This window comes from Bacillus ndiopicus (genome assembly GCF_000612805.1).
In the GTDB taxonomy this organism is placed as follows: Bacteria; Bacillota; Bacilli; order Bacillales_A; family Planococcaceae; genus Metasolibacillus; species Metasolibacillus ndiopicus.
In genome coordinates this window covers 81,645-104,473 of record NZ_HG964409.1, presented here as the reverse complement: position 1 = coordinate 104,473, position 22,829 = coordinate 81,645, and the positions used below count along the sequence as shown (strand labels likewise).

20 protein-coding genes are annotated in these 22,829 nt (G+C 36.3%); 6 read left to right on the top strand and 14 right to left on the bottom strand.

All coding sequences use genetic code 11. The features are described 5' to 3' along the window. Positions 1-225 precede the first annotated feature (225 nt). The 6 genes from TY13_RS16945 to hutP form a co-directional block, all read right to left on the bottom strand. A complete protein-coding gene (locus TY13_RS16945; RefSeq protein ID WP_042478513.1) occupies positions 226-1,182 on the bottom strand; it encodes a DUF4822 domain-containing protein in 957 nt (318 codons plus the stop codon). A 151-nt stretch (positions 1,183-1,333) separates the two neighbouring features. Then, entirely contained in the window at positions 1,334-4,573 is a 3,240-nt protein-coding gene (locus tag TY13_RS19940; protein WP_052344373.1) for an S-layer homology domain-containing protein, read from the bottom strand. Positions 4,574-4,603: 30 nt separating this feature from the next. Beyond that, positions 4,604-5,080: a hypothetical protein gene (locus TY13_RS16935; RefSeq protein WP_042478512.1), complete on the bottom strand. Its 477-nt coding sequence runs from the start codon at positions 5,078-5,080 to the stop codon at positions 4,604-4,606. Between the two features lie 455 nt (positions 5,081-5,535). Next, entirely contained in the window at positions 5,536-6,327 is a 792-nt protein-coding gene (locus tag TY13_RS16930; protein WP_042478510.1) for a diaminopimelate epimerase, read from the bottom strand. Positions 6,328-6,381: 54 nt separating this feature from the next. Further along, positions 6,382-7,716 carry a Na+/H+ antiporter family protein gene (locus TY13_RS16925; protein WP_042478509.1) on the bottom strand — a complete coding sequence of 445 codons (1,335 nt, stop codon included), beginning with the start codon at positions 7,714-7,716 and terminating at the stop codon, positions 6,382-6,384. 737 nt (positions 7,717-8,453) lie between these two features. Further along, on the bottom strand, positions 8,454-8,897 hold the full coding sequence (gene hutP / locus TY13_RS16920; protein ID WP_042478507.1) for a hut operon transcriptional regulator HutP: 444 nt from the start codon (positions 8,895-8,897) through the stop codon (positions 8,454-8,456). A 374-nt stretch (positions 8,898-9,271) separates the two neighbouring features. Between hutP and TY13_RS16915 the strand changes: the two genes are divergently transcribed. Next, complete coding sequence (locus TY13_RS16915; protein WP_042478506.1) at positions 9,272-9,574, top strand: hypothetical protein; 303 nt, start codon at positions 9,272-9,274, stop codon at positions 9,572-9,574. Positions 9,575-9,861: 287 nt separating this feature from the next. Here TY13_RS16915 and TY13_RS16910 read toward each other — a convergent pair whose 3' ends face one another. Further along, the gene (locus tag TY13_RS16910; RefSeq protein ID WP_042478504.1) at positions 9,862-10,707 is read right to left on the bottom strand and encodes a hypothetical protein; all 846 of its coding nucleotides are present in this window, start codon (positions 10,705-10,707) and stop codon (positions 9,862-9,864) included. A 108-nt stretch (positions 10,708-10,815) separates the two neighbouring features. Between TY13_RS16910 and TY13_RS16905 the strand changes: the two genes are divergently transcribed. Then, positions 10,816-11,187: a VOC family protein gene (locus TY13_RS16905; RefSeq protein ID WP_042478502.1), complete on the top strand. Its 372-nt coding sequence runs from the start codon at positions 10,816-10,818 to the stop codon at positions 11,185-11,187. Positions 11,188-11,681: 494 nt separating this feature from the next. Here the strand turns inward: TY13_RS16905 and TY13_RS16900 are convergent, their stop codons facing one another. The 6 genes from TY13_RS16900 to TY13_RS16875 form a co-directional block, all read right to left on the bottom strand. Then, positions 11,682-12,779 carry a DUF4179 domain-containing protein gene (locus tag TY13_RS16900; RefSeq protein WP_042478501.1) on the bottom strand — a complete coding sequence of 366 codons (1,098 nt, stop codon included), beginning with the start codon at positions 12,777-12,779 and terminating at the stop codon, positions 11,682-11,684. Next, positions 12,776-13,330: a sigma-70 family RNA polymerase sigma factor gene (locus tag TY13_RS16895; RefSeq protein ID WP_042478499.1), complete on the bottom strand. Its 555-nt coding sequence runs from the start codon at positions 13,328-13,330 to the stop codon at positions 12,776-12,778. Before TY13_RS16895 ends, TY13_RS16900 begins: the two co-directional genes overlap by 4 nt. Before the next feature lie 211 nt (positions 13,331-13,541). Continuing rightward, positions 13,542-14,198 carry a peptidylprolyl isomerase gene (locus tag TY13_RS16890; RefSeq protein WP_042478497.1) on the bottom strand — a complete coding sequence of 219 codons (657 nt, stop codon included), beginning with the start codon at positions 14,196-14,198 and terminating at the stop codon, positions 13,542-13,544. 56 nt (positions 14,199-14,254) lie between these two features. Beyond that, positions 14,255-16,579, bottom strand: a complete 2,325-nt coding sequence (gene helD, locus TY13_RS16885) for an RNA polymerase recycling motor HelD (RefSeq protein WP_042478495.1) — start codon at positions 16,577-16,579, stop codon at positions 14,255-14,257. Between the two features lie 293 nt (positions 16,580-16,872). Then, entirely contained in the window at positions 16,873-17,610 is a 738-nt protein-coding gene (locus tag TY13_RS16880) for a class I SAM-dependent methyltransferase (protein WP_042478493.1), read from the bottom strand. Between the two features lie 190 nt (positions 17,611-17,800). Next, positions 17,801-19,672, bottom strand: a complete 1,872-nt coding sequence (locus TY13_RS16875) for a leucine-rich repeat domain-containing protein (RefSeq protein WP_042478491.1) — start codon at positions 19,670-19,672, stop codon at positions 17,801-17,803. Positions 19,673-19,882: 210 nt separating this feature from the next. Between TY13_RS16875 and TY13_RS16870 the strand changes: the two genes are divergently transcribed. The 3 genes from TY13_RS16870 to TY13_RS16860 all read left to right on the top strand — a co-directional run bounded on the left by TY13_RS16870 (position 19,883) and on the right by TY13_RS16860 (position 21,213). Then, the gene (locus TY13_RS16870; RefSeq protein WP_042478488.1) at positions 19,883-20,419 is read left to right on the top strand and encodes a PadR family transcriptional regulator; all 537 of its coding nucleotides are present in this window, start codon (positions 19,883-19,885) and stop codon (positions 20,417-20,419) included. A 15-nt stretch (positions 20,420-20,434) separates the two neighbouring features. Then, the gene (locus TY13_RS16865) at positions 20,435-20,911 is read left to right on the top strand and encodes a DUF4188 domain-containing protein (RefSeq protein WP_042478486.1); all 477 of its coding nucleotides are present in this window, start codon (positions 20,435-20,437) and stop codon (positions 20,909-20,911) included. A gap of 101 nt (positions 20,912-21,012) precedes the next feature. Beyond that, the gene (locus TY13_RS16860) at positions 21,013-21,213 is read left to right on the top strand and encodes a hypothetical protein (protein ID WP_230199470.1); all 201 of its coding nucleotides are present in this window, start codon (positions 21,013-21,015) and stop codon (positions 21,211-21,213) included. A gap of 64 nt (positions 21,214-21,277) precedes the next feature. Here the strand turns inward: TY13_RS16860 and TY13_RS16855 are convergent, their stop codons facing one another. Further along, complete coding sequence (locus TY13_RS16855) at positions 21,278-21,874, bottom strand: TetR/AcrR family transcriptional regulator (RefSeq protein ID WP_230199469.1); 597 nt, start codon at positions 21,872-21,874, stop codon at positions 21,278-21,280. Between the two features lie 174 nt (positions 21,875-22,048). Between TY13_RS16855 and TY13_RS16850 the strand changes: the two genes are divergently transcribed. Then, positions 22,049-22,783, top strand: a complete 735-nt coding sequence (locus TY13_RS16850; RefSeq protein ID WP_042478482.1) for a glucose 1-dehydrogenase — start codon at positions 22,049-22,051, stop codon at positions 22,781-22,783. The last annotated feature ends 46 nt before the right edge of the window (positions 22,784-22,829 follow it).

The following is a 22,829-nucleotide window of genomic DNA, read 5'->3' as shown; positions in this document are numbered from 1 at the left end:
TTACCAAAAATACTGGACACACGATTAAATTTACACAAATACCCAATTATCCGTTAAATTCTTTATAATACTTTTTCTTTAAAATCCAGCGAAATCCTTTAAACTAAAAGAATTTCTCGTTTTTGCGCCATAAATAGCTGTAGGGAAAGCAGGTCTACACCTAACTTTCCCTACAGCTTCATTATTTCACTTTATTTATAGAGGAGGTTTTCAAATAAGCTATAATTAGAAGCTAAAGTTTGGCTTGTAGTCGCCTGTATATGGCTCATGCTCTACAAAAATTACAACATCTTCACCAGCCGCATTTTTCCCCATACGCTTATATGTGAATCTATTTGTGTTTACTTCTGTTAATTCTAGCGCTGCACCATATTTATTTGTCCCAATTGAAACATGTGCACGAATTTTATTTTTATTTAGTACATCAAAGTAACCATAATCCCCACGGCTTTCACCTGTTGCAATATTAAAGAATTCATACTTACTTGTTTTCTCATCAAACTTCGCGATGCTAAGGAAGTTGCTATTGAACTCTGTCACATCATTACCTTGATCATCAAAAACTTTTGTGCCATTCCACAATGTCGAGCCTAAAATTGCGTCGCCATCAATTGAACGTACAATTGTTCCAGTAGTTGCATTTAATTTAGCTGCATCCGTTGTGAATTTCAAGTTTTTCTTATATGGCTTGTGCTCTACATAAACTTCAACATCGTTACCTTGTTTATCTTTCCCCATACGTTTATATGTGAAAATATTTTTTGATAGCTCAGTTAAGTCAACTACAGCTTGATAATTCATCGTTTCAGAAATTAAAATACGTTTTGCGCCATCATTTGTAATAAAGAAGGTACCACGGTCACCACGAGTTTCTCCCGTTTTAGCATCGAAAAATTCATAATGACCTGTTTTTTCATCATATTTCGCAAGACCAATAAAGTTCGCATTTTCTTTTGTTAAATCATTGCCTTTTGCATCGTATACGCGTGTTCCTTGCCAGTGCGTACCGCCTAAAATTTTCGCTTCAATTTGGCCTAGTGATGCGCGGTGTTTTTGTTTAACAAGTTGCTGAAGAGCTACTGGATTATTTGCAGCTTGGGCATCTGTAGCACCATAACCTGCTGTTAATAATGCGATTGAGCTTGCTACTGCTACTGTCATCATTTTAAATTTTGTGTTCATTGTCCCCATCTCCATTTCTTTTTAACTTACTTTAAGCATACACCCCATTTCTAAACTGCCTATATCGGAAAAATAAACAAATTATAAATTGTTTGTTGGAGGCAAAAAGCCATGCTCGATTGATTTGAGCATGGCTTTTATAAATTTAGTTTTAAGTCTGTGGTATTTCGGGTGGTAATAGTGGCGGTGGCAGTATTGGCATTGGTGATGGTAAATTAAATTGATAATTAAATTGATACCCCTCTACTGTAATAGCATGTAGTTCTGTTGGTATTGGACTATCATTATCCAACTCCACTTGAACACGTATTTGCCCCTGCGCATCGTCTAGCAGAACATTACCTATAGTTGATGTTCCCACTCCAAAATCTAGATTTAACTCCTTACCTATTAAATCGACTAAATTGTTTGAATATGTGAAAAGGATTAATTTATTTGGTAATTTACCTGGTTCTACTGGTGAAAACATAGCACTTAGAACATTAATTTGCTTTACTGCTGGCAATTGAATCGACATTGGGAACCCATAAAATTCATAGCCCGGTAATGCAATACCCTGTAACATAGAAGGGCGGTCATCAGGATGCATTTCAAAACCTCCAAGATGAATTTCGGTATCGCTTACTCCAATTATAGATGCAGATATAGGAGCGCGGTCATTCCCAAATTGCAACTCCAATTCCTCTTCACCACTTAAAGCATCTATCCCCCCTATATAATTGAGGGTCATACCTGTTATTATAGAATCTGTGATTGTATAAGTTGCCCCCGTAATCGCTGCATTCCTTACTCCCTGTGTAATCGCTATCTTCGCTATCAGCTCATCTACAAGAGATACTGATTGCTGTGTCGTAGGATCTGTAAAGTTAAGCCCTTCAAACAACGAAATGATTATTTGTGTGTCCGTTATTTGGATTACCTCTTTGTTACGCATTTCCTCTAGCATCACTTCAAAAATAGAGTCAAATTCTACATGTGGCATATTCTCTAAGATTGCTCTTTGGTTAAGAATTTGGTATATTACGCCAATAGATCTGAGTTCTTCTTCTGAAATATCATTAAACTCTGGTGGTAATTCTATGTCATCTGGTATGCTTGGAGGAATGGCCTCTGCATCAATCTCTTTTCCATTCAACGTATCATAAAGCCATTTCTTTTCTTTCAATCCTTCAATTGATTGCATACTTATTAACTTTTCCAACTTCTCAACCATTTGTGTAATCTCAGGTTGGGTCAATGCCAATCGTGATTGTATATTTGTTAAAGAAGCTACACGTTGATTGGCAGTCGTCGCACCTTTTGCATCCTTCACCATTTTTTCTGCCTCTATAATAGCTGTATCTAGTGCATCAACTACACTTTGTGGCATCCATTTTTGTGTATAAGGGATAACATCGCCATTTACAGCTATCGGCTCCGTTGCTGCGGCTTCTTCAATACTCGCTCGACGCTCGTTGGCCTTTTTTATCATCGCTTCAAGGCTAGCTGTCTCAAGCTTTGGTAGTCTTGGTGTAGTACCACCTGTATTCCCACTGCCACTATCTGAATTGTTATTTGATGGAAGCGTAGAATTGAATGGACTTTGTTGACCATTCGCCATTGTTAGCGTACCAATTTGTCCTGGGTGAGCATTTACACGTTCACGCAATTGCTCATGTGTCATGTTTGTTGTTATATTGCCTATCGTTACATCTTCGCCAAGCGTCAAGCTAGCATTGGCCTCAGATGGTAGTAAAACATTATTTATCTCCAGTGAGCCTTGTAATCTAGCTCGTGATTGCCGTTGTGCCAATTTTTCTTGCATATTTAGTAATTGCTCTTGTTTTTGTCTTTCTAGCTCCTGTAAACGTTGTTGCTGCTGTTGTCTTTCTCGCATTACCCGTTCTTGTAGCATATTATTTATTTGTGAGTCGTATATTTTATTTAACTCTTCTGGTGATTGCTGTGGTAAATTAGGTAAATTCCTCATTTCCTTTTCAAGAAGAGCTCTTAGTTGCTCTTGCGATAAACGATTATTTTGCTCCTCATTTTGCATAATTGAAGCTATTATTTTTTCTAATTGGCTACGTATTGCTTGAGCTGTTGGGTCTGAGTCTAGGTTATTAGCGTCCTTCAACCCTTGAATGAACTTCTCATTCTCTTCCTGTATTTTTCTTACATTATCTAGTAAACTCTGCACAATATCAGCATTTAAAGATAAAAGATCAATTGGCGCTGTGCCTCCTACTATCTGCTCTGGGTACATCCAAGGTTGCATATCCATAAATCCAACCCCTGGCGCATCTACCACTAATGATTGACCAGGGTAAATATATGGGATATGTGTATTTGAACGAATAGTCGCATTTGCTGCGTTACTTATAATCGCAGGAACATAACCATTAGTTATATGAAGGTTTACACCATCAGTATAAAACTGGGTAGCTACCTTTGTAAGTGACGCTGTTTTAGGTGCTTCAATTTCCTCTAAAAACACCTGTCCCTGTACAGTAACTTTATCCAATACGATATTAGATGTTTTGCCAGCAACACGAAGGTCCGCAGCAATTGTTATGTTTTTCAGCTCTACAAAATCAGCATTTACAACCACATTATCTACAGATGCATTGCCTCCATCTAGTATTACATGCTTCTCGGACTCTCCAGAGGTATTTAGGTCAATCGCTAGCACTTCTGCAATTTCACCATTCACTACAATAACATCAAGCTTTGCCCCAGTTAAAGCTGTGGCATTTTTAGCATTTAAAATTTCCTTGGCATTTCCGCCAATCGGCCATTTTTTATCGTCTGTTAGTAGTTCACCATTTTGAATATCCTGTATCATCAAAGTAGTCCCTGTTATCTTAGGTGCTGTCTGCTTTGCTCGTTCCGCTCTAACAATAAATGTCGCAAGCTGTCCACGTGTTACATACCTTTCACCACTAAAGGTAGTAGCAGATGTCCCTGCTGTAATACCATTTGTAAATAACGCTGCTACTGCTGCTTTATATTCTGATGTTACATCCGTGAACGGAATCGTACCCTCAGAAGCAGGTAATTGCAATACTTGAGCAATAATTGTTGCCATGCTATAGCGTGACACAGGCTGATTTGGGCTTTCCACAATTCCTATCAACTGTAGAAGCTCCTCACTTGTCCCCTCTATTCCAACCACCCCAGCAATGATTTTTGCTGCCTGTGCATATGTCACTACTTCATTTGGTTTAAATGTGCCATCTGGATAGCCTTGAATAATACCACGTTGCACTAAGTCCATAATCGCTGGATAATGACTGCTTTTCTCTTTTACATCTGAAAAAGAAGTTGCTGCAGCCTGAGCCTGTATCCCAGCAACAGAGCTTGTAGCAACTACTCCCGCTGTTGCTACAATAAATAATTTATTTTTCCTCATTGTTTCCCCTCCTTAATTTGATAGAAAGTGCTAGCGCATATTTCCAAGAATAGATGAGCGGCTATCCTGCATTTTTTTAACAAAGTTTGTCATGACATCGAAAGCCTCGTTGCGCTTATTAGACATACTTTGCAAACGTAACATATCCATTTGCTGCGAATTACCTAAACTATCAATTTGACCTTTTAAATCATTAATTTGTTTTTCTAATTCTGCCTGTTTCGCTTGATCTGATGTGGCTGCCTTTTCTTTATTTAACTCTATTAACTGATTATTCAACGTGGCTATTCCTTGATTTTTTTGCTGAACGTCTTCAATTTGATTTCTTAGTTGCTCCTCTAGTAGCTTGGCTCGTTGTGATTGTACTGCCATTAAAGCCGTTTCAATATCCATACCTTGAATATTAATTGGTTGAGCCCCACCAATATTCGAATTAGCAGATGTTACCCCAGCCCCGCTCATTATTAAGCCTAATGCCAATGCACTTCCAATCATAGTTTTTTTCATTTCAATTTCCTCCTCTAAAATTTTAGTTTGTTACACTATAAACTACGAAGGTTAAAATTTAGTTAAAAAAATCAAAAATGTTTGAAAATAAATGAAAGAGGTCGCTTAGATATGAGTTTGAGGCTGCTAAAAAAATCAAAAATATCTAAAAGAAATCTTCTCTAAGGGGCAAATATTTTACTAAAAAGAGGTGCATTAGGCTACTTTCAGACCCCCCACCTCAAAATTAATCCATTCAATAGCCAGTATTTTTATAATCTACAAACCTAATATTTAGCTGAAGCACAAAAAATGCCCTTCTACCCCATGTAGGTTAGAAAGGCATTGTTTGAAAATCTTTAGTTGTGTCATCTCTATTTCCAACAATAACAAATGAGGACAATACAAGAAGTTTCGCTTTTCAGCGCTCAAAAGTGTTTAAATTTTAAGAGACTATTTTGGAAACTTCTTCACTATCAATCAATTTCAGCAAAGCCTTCACAAGTAAAACGGACATCTGTTGAAATATAATTTTTAGCACCTGTTTCAACATTAATTACCCCGCCTGGTTGATGTATATTAAACTTGTCCTCTATACCTTTTGCCAAGTAAATCCCCAATGCGAGACTGCCAGATCCACATGCTTGTTCGAAAAATTGAGATCCCGTTTCTTTAACATAAACGAAAGGCCATATCTCATAGTCATTTTCCCTTAATCTTCTATAAGGAATAATACCAATTGCTTTATTTTCAATTCTTTTAGAAACTTCTTCAATGATTAGGTTAAAATCATCTTGGCTTGGCCAATAGTCTGTTAAGAAGTGGGTAATTCCATCTAGTTGCACACAACTTCCAGAAATGTTTCTTCCATTAAGGTCAAAAGTAAGTTCTCTAATGGAAAGAGGTTCTGGCATCTCAGCTTTCGCTTTAAAGTAATTAGAAGATGTCGCTTCAACTAAACAAGCGAGAGGTGATTCTGCGCCAGAAGTTTCTAATAAAAAATTACGTTGTTCTGTTAGTCCATTGTAATGACAGTAGGAAGCCGCCGCTAAAAGTGCATTTCCGCAAAATTCCCCCCCTGACATCTCTAATCTAATTAAAGAATCCTTACTTTTTGGTGTGACCAAAAACCCTAACTGTTCCGCATTGATATATTCATAATCCATAAGTGTTTTGGCGATGTATGAATACTGCGCTGGATCAATATAGTTAGTAATTAAAATAGTCATATTTTTTGATGGGCTAATTTTGACAAAATTGAGTTTCATTCTATCATCCCCTTTTTTAAGCAATCTGTTTCTTGCGTACTATTTCAATTAACTTTAAAGAACCATTGCAGCAATTAAGCCAAAAATGAATAACGGAATGTTAAAATGCAAGAAGGTTGGCACACATGTGTCCCAAATATGATTGTGTTTTCCATCTGCGTTTAGTCCCGAAGTCGGACCAAGTGTACTGTCTGATGCGGGTGAACCTGCATCTCCAAGTGCGCCTGCAGTACCAATTAATGAAGCAGTTGCCAATGGAGAGAAGCCTACAGCTAGACAAAGTGGCACAAACAAAGCTGCAAGAACTGGAATCGTACCGAAGGATGAGCCAATACCCATCGTGATTAATAATCCAACTAGAAGCAACATCGTCGCAATAAGCAATTTATTATCACCTAACATCTCCGTTGTGGACTTTACAAGGCTTTCAACAGCGCCTGTTTCTTTCAAAATCGTTGCATATCCTGAGGCAATTAACATTACAAATGCAATCATTGCCATCATATTAATGCCTTCACCAACAACTTTTTCCCCTTCTTTAAATGGTACCACTGTTAATAAGAACATAAGAATAATACCTGTAAGCGCGCCTAAAACTAATGAACTACTCGCAAGCTGCACAATAAGGGCGCAAATAATCGCAATAATTGTAAACAAGTGTTTTGATGTGAAAGATAATTTCATCTCTTCCGATGCCGCCATCTCATTTATCGCTTCTTGTTTGTTAAAAGATAGCCCAGCTTCTTCACTAGAAGACACTACACGGTCTTTGCGATAAGAAATAAAAACAGCAAACAATAAACCAACAATCATACCAATTCCAGGTATTAACATAGAATAAGTAACAGATGAAATAGGGATTTCCATACCACTCGCTTTCATTTCATCAGCAATAATCCCATGGAAAATCAAACCAAAGCCTGCGGGAATCATAATATACGGTGCCTTCAATCCAAAGGTTAAGGCTGTTGCTACTCCTCTACGATCCACCTTCATTTTATCGAACAAGTGCAGTAAAGGTGGGATTAAAATTGGAATAAACGCTATGTGTACAGGAACCACATTTTGAGAAAAACAAGCAACCCCAGCAATTGTTAACAATAGAATTGCACGCTTACCTTTTAAAATCTTTATAAGTCTTTTCACTAGAAACCCTGTAATCCCCGAGTAACCAATCCTAACGGCAAATATACCGAGCAAAATATAGCTTAATGCGGTATTTGCTTGCCCACCCATTCCGGATATTAACATATTTGTCGTGTCAACTAATGACAACCCTTCCATCAAACCTGCAACACCAGCTGCAATCAAAATTGTCAACATTACATTGACGCGAAGAAGGCTTAATACAACCATTACAATTACTGAAATTACCACTGCATTGAACATACCCCTCACCCTTTCCTTCTAAAGCAATTTGTATTTTTTAATACTATATTAGGTGTGTTGATTCGCCTTTTTTACAGATGACCTCTATTAATCTATTGATTCCCGTTGTATGATACAGAAACAGCTTTTGCTAAGTGATTTCAACTCATGCTATTCCCTCCAGAATCGCCAACACCACGTCAACCAACAAGTGAAATTTTTATAAAAAGGGGTTTTTCCCTTATGAATCCTACTTACAAATATCCAATATTAGCATAACCAACACACTTGATACTATATAAAGAAAGCTTTACTAGTGTTTTTAATAACAACACCTCATTGAATTCCATCTCAAGTTTATAGCTCTCATATTTTTGCTGTAGTTTTAGTGATTAAATTTATTTTCCCTTGTTTTGTTGTTAATAAGCCATTAGTAAGATATACACGAATTCGTTCTGCCATGAGCCAAGCTAATTCCTTCAGCAGAGGCATCTATAATTTCACGTAATCCTTCAACAATAGTTGATGCAATTAATTCAGTTTGATAGGCTAATTTTTTTGCTTCTAAATTTCCAACACCCCCATTGCAGTAATCGTTTGTCTATCATTGATAAGCCCAAGTGTGAAAGCTAGGCTAAATCACCCCTCAAATTCCTTTAGTTAAGTAAAATGCCATAGAAAAAAGGGCTATATCAATAAAATCACAAAAAAGTGATTTCACGATACAGCCCCCTATTAACTAAAAAACTATGGGCAAATTATATATGATTAATACCTAAACCAATCGTTTCATGCTCCAAGCCTTTAACTGGTGCACCAATTGTTCCATATAAAGAAACGGCAATCCAATCTCCCTCTCGTTCATTATCATATGGATTCCCTCGTAAAACAGCAAAAGATAAACCAACAGTTCTAAGTACAGAGCCTAGTTGTACCTGCCCCCTCGTCACACCATGTAAAGCTTCAATAATCGCATGGTATAATGCATGAGATTCACGGTAAATGTCAGACTTGATAATCCCATTTTTCTTAGCTGCTGTCTCAATAGCAGCAACTATTTTTTGAGAGTCCATAGAACCGACTTTTCCTGTACATCCCTTCCAATTATCCTGTTCTAGTTTTGCCAATTGTTGGGGTGAATCATCTGAGAATAAAAGAAGAATAGATAGTCGACCTATATAGCGTTTTTTACTCAATGACATATAAACACACTCTCTATTTCCTAGCTTATAAATTCTAATGACTATTAACTAGGTTTAGTGTAACCCCTTTCCAAAAAGGTGTCAACAAAATTTTGAATAGTGTTACAATTCTGATATATACAACCTCCTTTCTCGAAATGCTGGCTCCTTTAACAGCTTACTTCATTTATTTTGAGCTTTTATCCACCCCAGACTAAATACAAAAAGATTTTTTGCTATTTTGTCCAGATTTTATTCAAATTCTATGGTGTTCGCTTTAAAGTGGAGGAACTTTTAGACGCAGAAGTACTACCTATAAAGTTAAAGAAATAGAGTCAATCGATAAAAAGGATGCGGTTATTACTGCGGAATTTGAGAAAAAGCAAATTTTAAGTGTGCCAAGTCAACTACCTATCGAGCTAACAGTTAAAGACAACTATGAAATTGAATATACAATCACTGCGTATCAAAAGGATAAATATAAAAATGTCTTTGATTATTTCATCGATGCGGAAGGCGATATTTACTATTCCTATTCCAGCTTGCTTGACCGACAAGAGAAGTATCGAGTGGGGCAATTCTTTGATAAAAATTATCAAGGAAAGGAACCTGTATACCCTGTTCAGCTTGTCATCTTTCGCTTTGAGCAATATTTGGATGGTACAGGGCGAGTAGTTGTGGAATTGGATCAAAAATAGATTCTGCCAAATGAAGCACACTAAAAAAGTCGATTTGTCACAAAAATTGCGTGACAAATCGACCTTTAAATTGATAAATCCAATAAAAAGTAGGATTTATATTATGGAAAATTGATTTTTTATAGTTTATCAAAGCCCTCTTAAAACGCTAAACCTTTTTTGTATTACCTCACATTTTTTCCTCGATTATAATATTTAAAGGTTAAAATTTGGTTAAATACTAAAGAAAAATTAGCCAAATAAGAATGACTAGCGCTGAATTCCCCTGACAGTCCTTCTTTCCACCACTATTTTTTCATCCCCATCCAACTATCGACATGATGCACTGCTACTCCATCGAAATAACGATGGTTTGCATAATGTTTATTAATTTGACTTAACATCCCATTCATCCGTTTTTCACCTTTAGCAGAAAATGATACTTCAGGCTCCTTAGGGAAAGGTATCGTTTCAACACCAATAACAACAGGTGTTTCGTATTTTTTAGCATACTTCATTTCATTTTCTGTAACGCGCTTTAAAGCAGGGACTGTATTGCGGTAAGCCATAATCGATATCCCATCTACATTTTTAATAATCCATTCAGCTAAATTGCCTTTGCCAAATGTATTTTTATAAAGCACCTCATCATACCAAAATGGAATATCTACCTCTAATTTTAATTCTGCGGTATGCGCTTGCTCCATAGCGTGCTGTAACAGTTCTTGATATTGATATATTGCCATCGGCTCATTACTCTCCCAAAATTCCGACAAATAAGGCTCTACATCTAAGTGCACTGCTGTAAATGGTGCATCTGGATAAGACTCTTGGTACTGGCTTAACCATTCCCACAAAGTATCAAAGTAAGTTGTATCCCAATCTGGAGCACCATCAAGTGCCTGTACTTCAATACCTGCTGTATTCATTTTGCCAATAAAGTCAGCATACATTTCATTTGGTAGCGATGGATCAATTTGCAAATATACTGATGTCACTTCTTTTTCTACAATAAATGTGATTGTTTGTTCATCGGTAATTGTATAGGTGTTCCAAAGCCAGGTTGCCTTTGTCTTGCCAGACTGCGCTTCTGCATTACTCAATACAAACATCACTCCTATCAAAACAATTAAAGTAGTAATTAATTTTTTCATTTCCTCTCTCCGTCCACACATTTCTATTTCAAGTGTAAATTAACGCTTTTTATTTTACAATGGTAGTAATAGTAATAAATGGACCTATGAGAGGGGCTTATATTAAAAATGACATCAATTAAAAGTGTAGGGCAAATCGGGGTACCTGTACAAAATATTACGAGAGCAGTAAACTTTTACAAAGGTTTATTAGGTTTACCACTTCTGTACAATACGGATTCAATGGCCTTTTTCGAATGTGATGGATTACGCCTCATGCTAACATTGCCAGAAAAAGAAGAATTCGCTCATCCAAGCTCTGTTATTTACTTTCAAGTAGACAGTATCCAAGCTACCTATGAGCATCTTATGAATGAAAATGTAACGTTTATCGATAAACCACATGTCGTTGCGAAAATGGGCAGTGTAGAAACTTGGATGGTATTTTTCAAGGATACAGAAGGTAATACACACGCATTGATGAGTGAGTTAACGGTTTAAATAATTCAGAGGGTATCGGAAATTTGAATTTTCTCGATAGCCTCTTTCTACATGCAGTATACATAAGTAATTATAAGAATCAACACAAAAAACGGAACTACAGCAAAAATCGAATAGCTGGATTTACCGTTATAATAGTCAAATAATACTTTTTCTAGAAATAATAATGTACATATTCAAAATCTGTGACATCCGCCGGAGGCTTTGGGGCAACACGATGCTGGTCACTCAGTCGTTGCCACAGGACGTGGCGTTCTTAGACTGAGTTCCTCTTTCTCAGTGAGTGTTTGAACACCCACTGAATGAAGGCCTAAATAAGCAACCTGTGGAAGTGGGAGCTTTCTGTATATGTCGCTACGCTTTCGATACAAAAAGACATTTGCTCCTGCGGTTACTCGTCGCAGAAATACATTTGCTGAATCAAGATAAAAAAACAAGTTAGCCCTAGTAATAGAGCCAACTTGTTTTTTCCGCGTAACATACCGATTGAAGCCTTACTTTATCGGCACTTGAATAGGAGCAATTTCAAATGGCTCCTTTACAGGTACAAAGAAGCCACCGCCAGGATTCTCTGTTTTACCAATAGTGATTTTAGGCGTTATAAAAATAGATGTTGCTCGTTTATCATAGTTTGATAGCATAATGCGTGGATAATTCTCATGAAATTTACCAAACTCTGTACTATGGCCCGTCCCTTTATGATAAATAATATTATAATGATTTCCTACATCATCAGTCACCGTATATTCAACAACGGCATGACGTATTTCATCATACTCTTGCGCCAATAATGCTTCATCCACTAATTCTGATATATAGAATGTTGTTGCAATAGGTGTTACTGTTTTTTTCAGTACAGCAATCTTAACACCTTCAGCTTCTGCTTTTAGACTATATTTTTCAAATAATTGTGATTTACTTTCAAGTGCATCTAAAGTAAATTCAAAAGACCAGTTGCCTGCTACTGCATTATTTACATTATTTAAATCCCGTATTTCATTTCCTTTGAATTTCACATGTACCTGTTCTGGCTTGGTACCTCTAAGAAGCTGTAAAACATAAACAACAGCATATTCATAATCACTTATCTTTTGCACTAGATAACTTCCATCGTAGCCCGGGTTGTGCTTATATCTCTCAGTAAATTCATCTACGATTATTTGCTCTGATAAAGCAGGTCTTTCTCCTAAATCCTTTTCGCTTTTAATTGTATAAGCAATCGTAATGTTCTCCGTATCATAGACTGCATTTGTAATAGTTACTTCAACACCATTACTTTTTTGACTCTCGCCCATACTCGTCGAATATTCTCCATAGCTTTCAAATACATACTTTTCGTTATTAATAAATAACGCATATATATTCCCTATAAGTGGAATATTGGTTGCGAAAGCAGGAAATGCATAGCCAACTGTAATGCTTGTAGCAAGTAAAAATGTAGCAACGACTACCATATATTTTGTGAGATACTTTTTCTTTTTGGCTTTGAAGATTGCCCTTTGAATTCTCTCTTTTTCAAGCGTGTTGACTTCCATTGGCTCCATTTTCATATCAATATTTAAGCGATTAAATTGCTTATATAGCTTCTTCATGTCGTACTACCTCCTAAACAAATTTGTTGTAATCGCTTTTTCCCTCGATATAAGCGATTATCAATAGCTGCCTTTGTCAAACCACAATGCTCTGCAATCTCTTCATTCTTCATATTTAAAAAGTATTTCATCGTAAAAATATCGCAATCCACTGGGGCTAACTTACTCATCATTTTTAATAATTCTTCTGTAGAGACTTTTAAAATGTATTCCTCTTCTGCCGATATTGTTGCATTGCTATTTTCCTCGATTTCATAAAATGTTACTGTCTTAACTAATTTTCTTTGCTTACTAATCGCTTTAAATTTGGCAATTGTACAAATCCACTTTCTGAAATCCTCTTGAGCTCCTTCAAATTGCTTGGCATTTTCATAAACGCCCAAAAATGTATCACTTATGCATTCTTCTATTATTTGAGGATCATTATAAGATTTTAAAGCATTATAGATAACCGCTTTGACAATCCCAATATATTCATCAATTACATATTGCAATGCTTCTTCTTTCCCTTTTTTTAAATGCTTGATAAAATTCTCACTTGTAATCTTCATACAAACATCCTTTCTCAAACTATAAAGGCCTTTATTTAATACATCGCTTAAAATCGAATTTATTCTCACTATGGCTACCATTTTTGGAGAAAAAATATTAACTATGTCCCAACTAGCTCTTCATAAAACGGTAAAAACAAAAAAACCATAAGAAATCAAAATTTGATCTCTTATGGTTTTATTTTAAGATTTATACATTAGCATCTTATATTTATTTAATGACTTTTGGTTCTGGATACTTAAAGCCTTTTGTATCCACTTCCACCTTTTTCATTTGCTGATCTTCTAATGGCTTATCTGCAGCGTCGCGCTCAACATTAACGATTGCATCAGCTACTTCCATACCTTCGATTACTTTTCCAAAGGCAGCATACTGACCATCAAGATATGATGCATCCTCTACCATAATGAAAAATTGTGAACCTGCGGAATTCGGATCTCCCGCACGTGCCATTGAAATAACACCGCGCTCATGCTCTAAATCATTTTCAAAATCATTTGCTAAAAATTCGCCTTCGATTCCATAGTCAGGGCCACCTGTACCATTACCTAATGGGTCGCCACCTTGAATCATAAAGCCTGGAATAACTCGATGGAAAATCAACCCATCATAAAAGCCTTGCTCCACTAAAGAAATAAAGTTTGCAACTGTATTTGGTGCTACAGAAGGCTCCAATTCGATGACGATTTTTTCATCGTTGTTCATTGTAATCGTTACAATCGGGTTCTCTTTAACATCCGCTGGATAATTTTGTGCATCCTCAGTCGCTGGATTTTCCTCCACTTTCTTTGCGCCACAACCTGCTAAAATTAAAGTAAGTGTTAGCAATGTAAAAATAAAATAAAATCTTTTATAACGTGCAAACATTTTTCCAACTCCTATTGATCAATATTTTGCCTCTTCAACTTTACCTCATAATCCTCCTATTGTGAACTACGTGAACTCGCCAAAAGAAAGCTAGGTTCACCTACACTATAAAGCTGCAAATAATGCATGGCCCGTGTACAGGCCGTATAGAAAAGCCTGCGTACACTCTCATCACCATATATTTGTGTTGAAGCATTATAGATAATAACCGCTTCAAACTCAATACCTTTAGCTAAATAGGCTGGGATAATAACAACACCTTGCTCGTATTTAGGTGAACCATTCTTTAGCAATTTAATACTATCAACACTAGATAAAGCCGCGTGCGCACGTTTACTTTCCTCTGCTGACTTACATATAATCGCTATGCTTTGATAGCCTAATCTCTTTAATTCTTCTACTTTTGATACAATGCAACGATGCAATTCCTCATCGTCAAATACTTCTGTTACTACAGGTAGCTCACCATCACGCTCAAAAGGGATAATATGTTCACCATTTGGAATCAGCCTGCGTGTAAATTCGATAATAGGCTTAGTCGAGCGGTAGCTACGTGCCAAATTAATAACTTCCACTTCGTCTTGTCCATATAAGTTATTCAAAATATTAAAATCAACCATTTCGTTAGCGTGTGTAAAGATAGCTTGATTAAAATCTCCTAACACGGTCATGCGAGCTACAGGGAATAAACGCTTAATAAACTCAAATTGAAATGGTGAATAATCCTGTGCCTCATCAATAAAAATATGCTTTATTGAAAGATTAGTTTGGAAGCCTTGAATCAACTCTCGCATCAATAAAAATGGCGTAGCATCTTCATAAAACAACTTGTTCTCATCTAACATAACAGCAGTCATTTGGCAGATAACTGCCCATTCTGTAGGTAGCTGTCCACCTAGACATTTCTGTATTCTTAAATCATCAGTAAATAGCTGTTGATAGATACCCTTCATATCAATAAAGTGCAATGCTCGAATTCGCTTTCGTAATGGCTTTAGTTTCTGATAAACAATAAGTTTGGCAAGCTCTTTTGGCTCCATATTATAATCAGAAATCGAATCTCTACTAAAGCCATGCTTTTTCGCCAAATAAGCGTGTGCTTTATAGTATTCTTCATTGCTAAGTAGCTCGATTTCATCCTCTACCCATGATTTTGACCATTCGCGTTTTTCCATTTCCTTTACTTGATCCAAAATCCAATCCTTTATTTTTTCAAGGCGATTATGGAATTTTAGCGAAGTATCGCTATTATAAAATTGTGCCGTAATCTGCTCTGCAGTCACAATCGGCTTTTGTTTAAAAACTATATCTTTAAACAACATGCCAGACTGCTCTAGCGATTGTCTATAGGATTTAATGATTTCGAAAAAGTGGATAGACGATTTGAATTTTATACCCGCAACCCTTGCCTTATACGTAGGCATATCCATTGCAGTAAGGATAAATTCTAATTGATTATAAGGGTTTTCAATTTCAAAATCTTGGCCAAGTCGGTGATTCAAATATTCTTGGAATGTTACCTGTTGCATATTTTCCTCTCCAAGCTCTGGCAAAACATTTGAAATATAACTATTAAACATGGCATTTGGTGAAAATAAAATAATCTGCTCTGCATCCAAGCTATCACGATATTTATACAGTAAATATGCCACGCGCTGCAAGGCCGCAGATGTTTTACCACTACCAGCAGCACCATGGACAACAAGCAATCTACCTTGATCATAGCGAATAATGCGATTTTGCTCCTGTTGGATAGTGGCGACAATGCTATGCATATATTTATCTGTGCCTTTACCTAAAGCCTGCTGTAAAATTTCATCACCTATTGTAAGGCTCGTATCGAACATTGATTGAAGAACACCTTCTCGAATAAGGTATTGCCATTTCTTCTCCAAATCGCCATGGATAATACCCTCTGGCGTTACATAGTGTGCAGGACCTGGCTGATAATCGTAGTAGACACTGGAAATTGGCGCTCTCCAATCGTAAATAAGAAAATCCTCTCCACTTTCATCCATTAATGAAGAAATGCCAATATACAATTGCTCCGTAGCTGGAATCTCTTGTTCCTTAAAATCAATCCGTCCAAAATAAGGGGTTCTCTTCATACGCTGCAACACAGATAATCTTTTAGCAGCATGCTGATGAGTGCTTTGACTTACTGACAATGCCTGCGCTTCCTGCCTTAAGCTAATAATTGTTTCAAGAAAATCATCGAAAGTGTCCGTATTCACCTTTACCTCTTCCCAAAAATGCTTGCGAATATTCATCACATCATTTTTGCGCTGTGAAGTCTCCTCTTCCAATCGATTTATTTGCGATACAATTGTGTCCATTACATCATTCACGCGTTTTTGCTCTTGTTGAAACTGTAAATTCAAAGCGCTCACTCCTTCAAATCAATATAGGGGTTGACTAGCAATAAATTATACGCTATAATTATGATAGGGATATTTTATGTTAATTTGAAAATAGCGTATATCTATATAAACTTATCATAGACTGGCGTTTTTTGCAATGCATTTTATATACTTTTAGTACAAACCTTTCTTATGGTTTGTACTATTTTTATGTAAAAAAACTTGCGTCTGATGTACATCAAACACATGTCTAAGGCATGTTATAAATAGCTGGCATATCCCCACATTTTTAAAATCATCCTCAATTTAAACAACTATACCTTTCTCGCCCTTACAATTAAAAATGATGGTCGGCGTAGCTCCTTTTGAATGCTAGGTAATTTAGCAATTGCTTCATCAGTTGGCATAGGCTCTATTATTTTTTCAATTTTTAAACCATTATCAATTAATGTATTTAAGACCGTAGACATTGTACGATGGTAAGTCATGACATTATCGACTAGCCAATGCTGTGTGCGTAGGCCCTCATTCTGATAATTATCTAACGCAAAATGCAATATGTTCCCTGTTTCATCTGTAATCGAATACTCGTTAGCCTTATTTGAGGTCGCAATTGGGTGTTCTATAGAGAATAGCAAAATTCCGTCACTCCGCAATGCTACACTAATTTTTTTTATAAGCTGTGAAAAATCTGCTATATAGTGAAAAGCTAATGAGCTACTAATAAAATCAATAGATGCTGTTGGTACTATTAAGTCCTCAAAGGCGGCTTGCTCAAAGGTTAAGTTTTCATAAGTGTGCAGACTTTTAGCTGTAGCAATCATATTTGCTGAAATATCAATGCCTGTGACATGCCTTGCCCCTTGATTTACACAGGCTGCCGCAAAGCCTCCCATGCCACAGCCGATATCAAGCACCACTTTGTCTTTTAAAGCAGGCACAAGTGTGAGGAAATTGGGTTGCTCTAGCAAATTATTATAATTATTTTCACGCGCCCTTAATGCTTTATATTGCTGGAAAAATTCATTGTTATCATATATATTTTGCTTCATCCTTGCCTCTCAATTCATCATAACGTTATGAAGTATTTGCGCAAGCTTATTATCACATGGCAGTCCACTTATTAATAGACTTATAATTTAGTTTTTGATAGGATGTAGATAGAGGCATGTCTTCTTTAGGTAAACATGAACAGGCAGAAATCACCAGTGATTTCTGCCTTAATTTTTGAATCAGAATTTTTTAATAAACTAATATATCTTTATCCAAAACTGATTTATTTTGCACTGGATTCCCCGTAATATACAGCTTTTGCAAATTAGGGAGCTTGACTAATGGCTCAATATTCGTAATAGCGCCGTTTTCTAAATGCAACGTCTCAACCTCCTGCCATTTTTCTATAAAGCTTAAGGATTGCAACGCGCTTTCCTGCAATGTAAATGAACGCAATGTAGTCATATCCTTAAAATATGGCATCAGTTTATTGAGATCATTGACCCACTCACCTCGGTTAATTTGAAAGGAAGGTTTACTCAATGTTAAATGCTCTAACGTATTATTCACAAACGGCTTTTCACCTAAGATACCAAAGGAGCAGCCAGTACAAGTTAATGTTTTCACATACTGCAAATTAAATAGTTCGTTCGTCTCACCCGAAAGAAGGTACGGTTCATTTAAGTTTAATGTTTGTAGGCTAGGGATTTTATTTAATGAGCGAACATTTATAAATTCCTCATTCTCAAATGTCGAAAGCTGTTCCAACTGTGAGAATTTCAATAACTGAGCTGCATCGAAATCTGAATCAAGATAAACCGTTAAATCTTTTAAAGCAGGTGCCTTTAGTTTTGCTATAAAATCATCTCTTAATTGCGCTTTCTTTAGGTTTGGTGCAACAATTACCGGCAAATCACCCGGATAATAACCTCTTACCTCCAACTCCGTTAAAGAAGGCAGGCTACCTACAGCTTCAAGTGAATCTAATTCAGAGTTACTTTGTAAAATTAGCTTCGTCAAAGACTGCTTATTTCTAACAGGCTCCAAATTTGTAACGTACGTAGAACTCAATTGAAGAGACTGTAAATTCGGCATGCTTTGTATGAAGTCTAACGTTTTTAAATTCTTAGCACTTTCTACTGTTAGCTCACGTAATTGGCTTAATGCATATAATGCACTAAAGTCTGTCGCATCCGTAAAAGTAATTTTTAAGGATTGTAAATCAGTTAGTGAAGATAACCAATTAAAATCATCAATATAATTTATTCCGAATGATTTTAATTTTAGCTGATTCAGTATATGAAAATCTGTCACCGATTCATCGACATAAGTAATATAAAGTGACTGTAAATTCGGAAAATCTAGTAATAATGCAAGCTCATTGTTATTGCGAATTTGTACAGAGAGCTCCACAATTTTCGATTTATCCCCTATAAACTCACCAATTCTATCAAACGATTCATTGAAAGCACCTGAATAGCTTTTTAAGTCTTTTAAATGCTTCAAGCTTAATTGGTCGCTTTGCTGAATATCATATTCATCATCTAGCTTCAGCTTAGTTAATCCCGTAAAAGCTTCAAAGTCCTTCTGGTCGATTCTCTCTTTATTCAATAACTTATCCATTAACGTATAACTAAATATTTCAGCTTGCCCATTAGAAAATGGATCATCAAAGCTATATTCAAATTGCCACTGATTATCAACTTTGTGAGCAAAGAAATAACGAATTGTCGCAATTTCCTCCTCAGTAGGCAGCGTGTCCCCTTTATTGAAAATATCCTTCAAGAAGAATAGAAGTGCTTCACTTTCTGGCATTGTACGAACTGCAACCGTCGTTTTTTCAGTACTAATTGTTTTCGTATCAATCAAGAAAAAGTACGTCATAAATGCCAGCAATATCGCAATAGGTATTAATAGCGCGATTTTGAAATTTGGATTAGCCTGTTGAGTCTTTTTAGGAGTAGCATCTCCATAATAATTGTTTATTGTTTGGTTAACGTAATAAACCTTATTTTCTTTCAACATTAATTCCGTTTCACAGTAAGGGCATTTAATCGTTTGTCCCTCTTTATATTTCAGCTTGCCATTACAATTCGGGCAATTTAATTTAATAAATCCCATCAACTTCCCTCGCTTTCATTTATCTCTATCAAATGTTTGAAGTTTTACTTTATTAAAGCAAATTTTTACACATATAAAAATAGGATAAGATACCCTTTTGCATTATTTACGTTGGGAAACGAAGTGAAGTTTCATTTCAACTTGTGTTTTTAAATGTTATCCATTACTATATATCTAAATGATATATATCTTTTAGATAGGTGAGATGCTATGAAAAACTACAGCGACACAACATATGCAATATTAGGAATACTAACAACTGAATGTAAATCAGGCTATGCTATTAAACAGCTTATTGATCGAAGCTTAAATCATTTTTGGAAAATCAGTTATGGGCAAATCTACCCGACGCTTAAATTAATTTCACAGGAGGGATTAGCAGAAATTCGAACATCATCAAATAGTGGGAGACCCGATAAAAATGAATATTATTTAACTGCCAAAGGCCTAGAAGTATTAAAAAGTTGGTTAGAGCAGCCAATCGTAAATTTCCCAGCAGAACGAAATGAAGTTCTACTAAAATTATTTTTTGGTCACTATCAATCTCAAGAGAAACAAATATTATTACTACAAAATTACAAGGAAAACCTTGAGAAACGCTATCAAACATACATCGCGATTGAACTAGCAATTCAGCAAGATAAGAACGAAGATGCAATGTATTGGCTGTTCACATTGGACTACGGAAAAAGAACGGCACAAGCTGCAATAGATTGGTGTAATGCTACGCTTGAAAAACTTAAATAACAGGAGGAATGCACGATGGCAAAGCAAATCTATACTGGACGCTATACGATTGATAATTCAGAGGATATTGTCGTTTTTATCATTGGCATGAGAGTAAATAAATACCTCGCTGTCCATAAATGGTTGCCTGTCTTTAAAGCTATGCCTGGTATGATTAAAGAGCTTTATACAAACAAAGAAGATCTAGGTTTTTTATCGACGGAAAGTTATTTTGGGTTTAGGACGACTACGATGATTCAATATTGGCGATCTCTTGATGACCTACTTGCCTATGCTAAAAATGAAAACCATTTGACTGCCTGGAAACATTTCAATCAAAAGATAGGCAATAATGAAGCGGTTGGCATTTATCATGAAACCTATCAAATAAGTAAGAAGGAATATGAAGCTATTTATGTCAATATGCCTCAATATGGTTTAGGAAAAGCATTACAACATGACCCTGTCACTACTGAACAAAACTCTGCTCGACAACGACTTAAAAAACAATAGGGCCAAAAATTTTTAATTACTGGCTCTATGTTTTAGAAAACTATACAAACGTAAAATGGAAATCACGGGAGCTGATAACCATTGCTCCAGATACCCATATTTTGAAAGCGACTGTCCAATTAGGATTATGCTCAGCAGATGTACTGAATGGTACATCAGAAGATAGAAAAGTAGTTGCAGAGGCGTGGGAGCAAGCATTACATGGTAGCGGGCTCGCTCCAATTGATGTTCATACACCGTTATGGCTGTGGAGCCGTGCGGGGTTTCCTGTAATTGCATTAGAGGACAATCCCAAGGTTTAGGAAGGTAGATTTTATCTATCTTTCCTAAACCGCCTTTTACTTTACTGTGGCATAATAATTTTCATTATGAATCCCTATCACTTTCAGTAACAACCTTCACTTCCCCAAGCGAAGTCGTATGTAAAAATGCCAGTCTTTCCGCCATTTCCTTAGGCGTACTTTGAAAACCCTGTTTAATCCAATATATAAATAAGCCTAAAAATGCATATGTTTCATAGGAGTTTATTGCCTCTATATCGACCCACACTTCCTCTTTCAAGCTTAAATCTTTACGACTAATGCCGCCCATTGTTTCACAAAATGTGTTTTGAGAGCCTGGAATTACCTCCCCCATTAACATGAGTGAAAACACAAATTGATTCTTATAAACGAATTCAAAGATGGGGATGTTCGGCGTAGGGTCAGATAATGAAAAGGACTCCTTTCCTTTATAACTCTCTCGATAGTATTGCGCAAGCTCCTCTAAATAGTCCTTAAAAATATTTGCTAATAACTGTGTGCTATCTTCATAATGCGAATAAAACGTCACACGATTACAACCTGCCACCTTAGCAATTTCTGTTATCGAAATATCTTTAAATTGCTTTTCCTTTAATAAAGTGAGCATTGCCCCTTTTAGCTTTGTACGTGTTCTGACAATGCGTCGATCTTCCGTTACCACTACTAAATCACCTAATTTCATACAATCTTTTGTACAAATTATAACACGACGTCGCAAAAGCAGCTTTTTAAGGCTAAATTATAGGAACTGTGAATTGACATCACCTACATAATTCTGTTAATTTACATTTGTAGTTTATTTTAATGAAATTATTAATGCTAGGAGGAATTTATGATGGCTCGTTTAGAAGGTAAAATTGCAATTATTACAGGTGCTGCTCAAGGTATGGGAGCTGCACACGCAAAATTATTCGTTGAAGAAGGCGCTAAAGTTGTTATTACTGATTTAAGTGAGGAAAAAGGACTGGCGTTAGCTAATGAATTAGGGGAAAACGCTATTTTTGTTAAACAAAACGTAACTAGTGAGGAGGATTGGGCTACAGTCATTGCAAAAGCAGAGGAAGCTTTCGGTCCAGTAAACGTTTTAGTAAATAATGCTGGTATCACAATGGCTAAATCAATACTCCAAACAACACTTGAAGAATATCGTCGCCTTGTAGAAATTAATCAAGTATCTGTATTTTTAGGTATGAAGGCTGTTATTCCTTCAATGCAGAAGGCAGGTGGAGGCTCAATCGTTAATATTTCCTCACTAAATGGCTTAGTTGCTGGTGCAATCGGCTACACAGATACGAAGTTTGCTGTACGTGGCATGACAAAAGCAGCCGCAGTTGAAGGCGCTCACTATAATATTCGCGTAAATTCTGTACATCCAGGTGTCATCGCTACACCGATGGTAGTCCAAGAAGATACGAAGGCAGCCGTTGAAGAATTTGCAAAGCATATTCCATTAAAACGTATTGCCCAACCTGAAGAAGTTTCAAAAATGGTACTATTTTTAGCCTCTGATGAATCAAGCTACTCTACAGGCTCTGAGTTCGTCATTGATGGCGGTATTTCTGCACAATAAGTTCTACAAATTAGGGCTGTTGGATAATCCAACAGCCCTTTAATTA

Bases quoted from the DNA above. Each gene is read 5' to 3' on its own strand.
- TY13_RS16945 (WP_042478513.1), bottom strand. From the start codon at position 1,182: ATGAACACAAAATTTAAAATGATGACAGTAGCAGTAGCAAGCTCAATC.
- TY13_RS16870 (WP_042478488.1), top strand. From the start codon at position 19,883: ATGAAAAACTACAGCGACACAACATATGCAATATTAGGAATACTAACA.
- TY13_RS16930 (WP_042478510.1), bottom strand. From the start codon at position 6,327: ATGAAACTCAATTTTGTCAAAATTAGCCCATCAAAAAATATGACTATT.
- TY13_RS16880 (WP_042478493.1), bottom strand. From the start codon at position 17,610: ATGAAGCAAAATATATATGATAACAATGAATTTTTCCAGCAATATAAA.
- TY13_RS16905 (WP_042478502.1), top strand. From the start codon at position 10,816: ATGACATCAATTAAAAGTGTAGGGCAAATCGGGGTACCTGTACAAAAT.
- TY13_RS16935 (WP_042478512.1), bottom strand. From the start codon at position 5,080: ATGAAAAAAACTATGATTGGAAGTGCATTGGCATTAGGCTTAATAATG.
- TY13_RS16910 (WP_042478504.1), bottom strand. From the start codon at position 10,707: ATGAAAAAATTAATTACTACTTTAATTGTTTTGATAGGAGTGATGTTT.
- TY13_RS19940 (WP_052344373.1), bottom strand. From the start codon at position 4,573: ATGAGGAAAAATAAATTATTTATTGTAGCAACAGCGGGAGTAGTTGCT.
- TY13_RS16925 (WP_042478509.1), bottom strand. From the start codon at position 7,716: ATGTTCAATGCAGTGGTAATTTCAGTAATTGTAATGGTTGTATTAAGC.
- TY13_RS16900 (WP_042478501.1), bottom strand. From the start codon at position 12,779: ATGAAGAAGCTATATAAGCAATTTAATCGCTTAAATATTGATATGAAA.
- TY13_RS16850 (WP_042478482.1), top strand. From the start codon at position 22,049: ATGGCTCGTTTAGAAGGTAAAATTGCAATTATTACAGGTGCTGCTCAA.
- hutP (WP_042478507.1), bottom strand. From the start codon at position 8,897: ATGTCATTGAGTAAAAAACGCTATATAGGTCGACTATCTATTCTTCTT.
- TY13_RS16875 (WP_042478491.1), bottom strand. From the start codon at position 19,672: ATGGGATTTATTAAATTAAATTGCCCGAATTGTAATGGCAAGCTGAAA.
- TY13_RS16895 (WP_042478499.1), bottom strand. From the start codon at position 13,330: ATGAAGATTACAAGTGAGAATTTTATCAAGCATTTAAAAAAAGGGAAA.
- TY13_RS16890 (WP_042478497.1), bottom strand. From the start codon at position 14,198: ATGTTTGCACGTTATAAAAGATTTTATTTTATTTTTACATTGCTAACA.
- TY13_RS16865 (WP_042478486.1), top strand. From the start codon at position 20,435: ATGGCAAAGCAAATCTATACTGGACGCTATACGATTGATAATTCAGAG.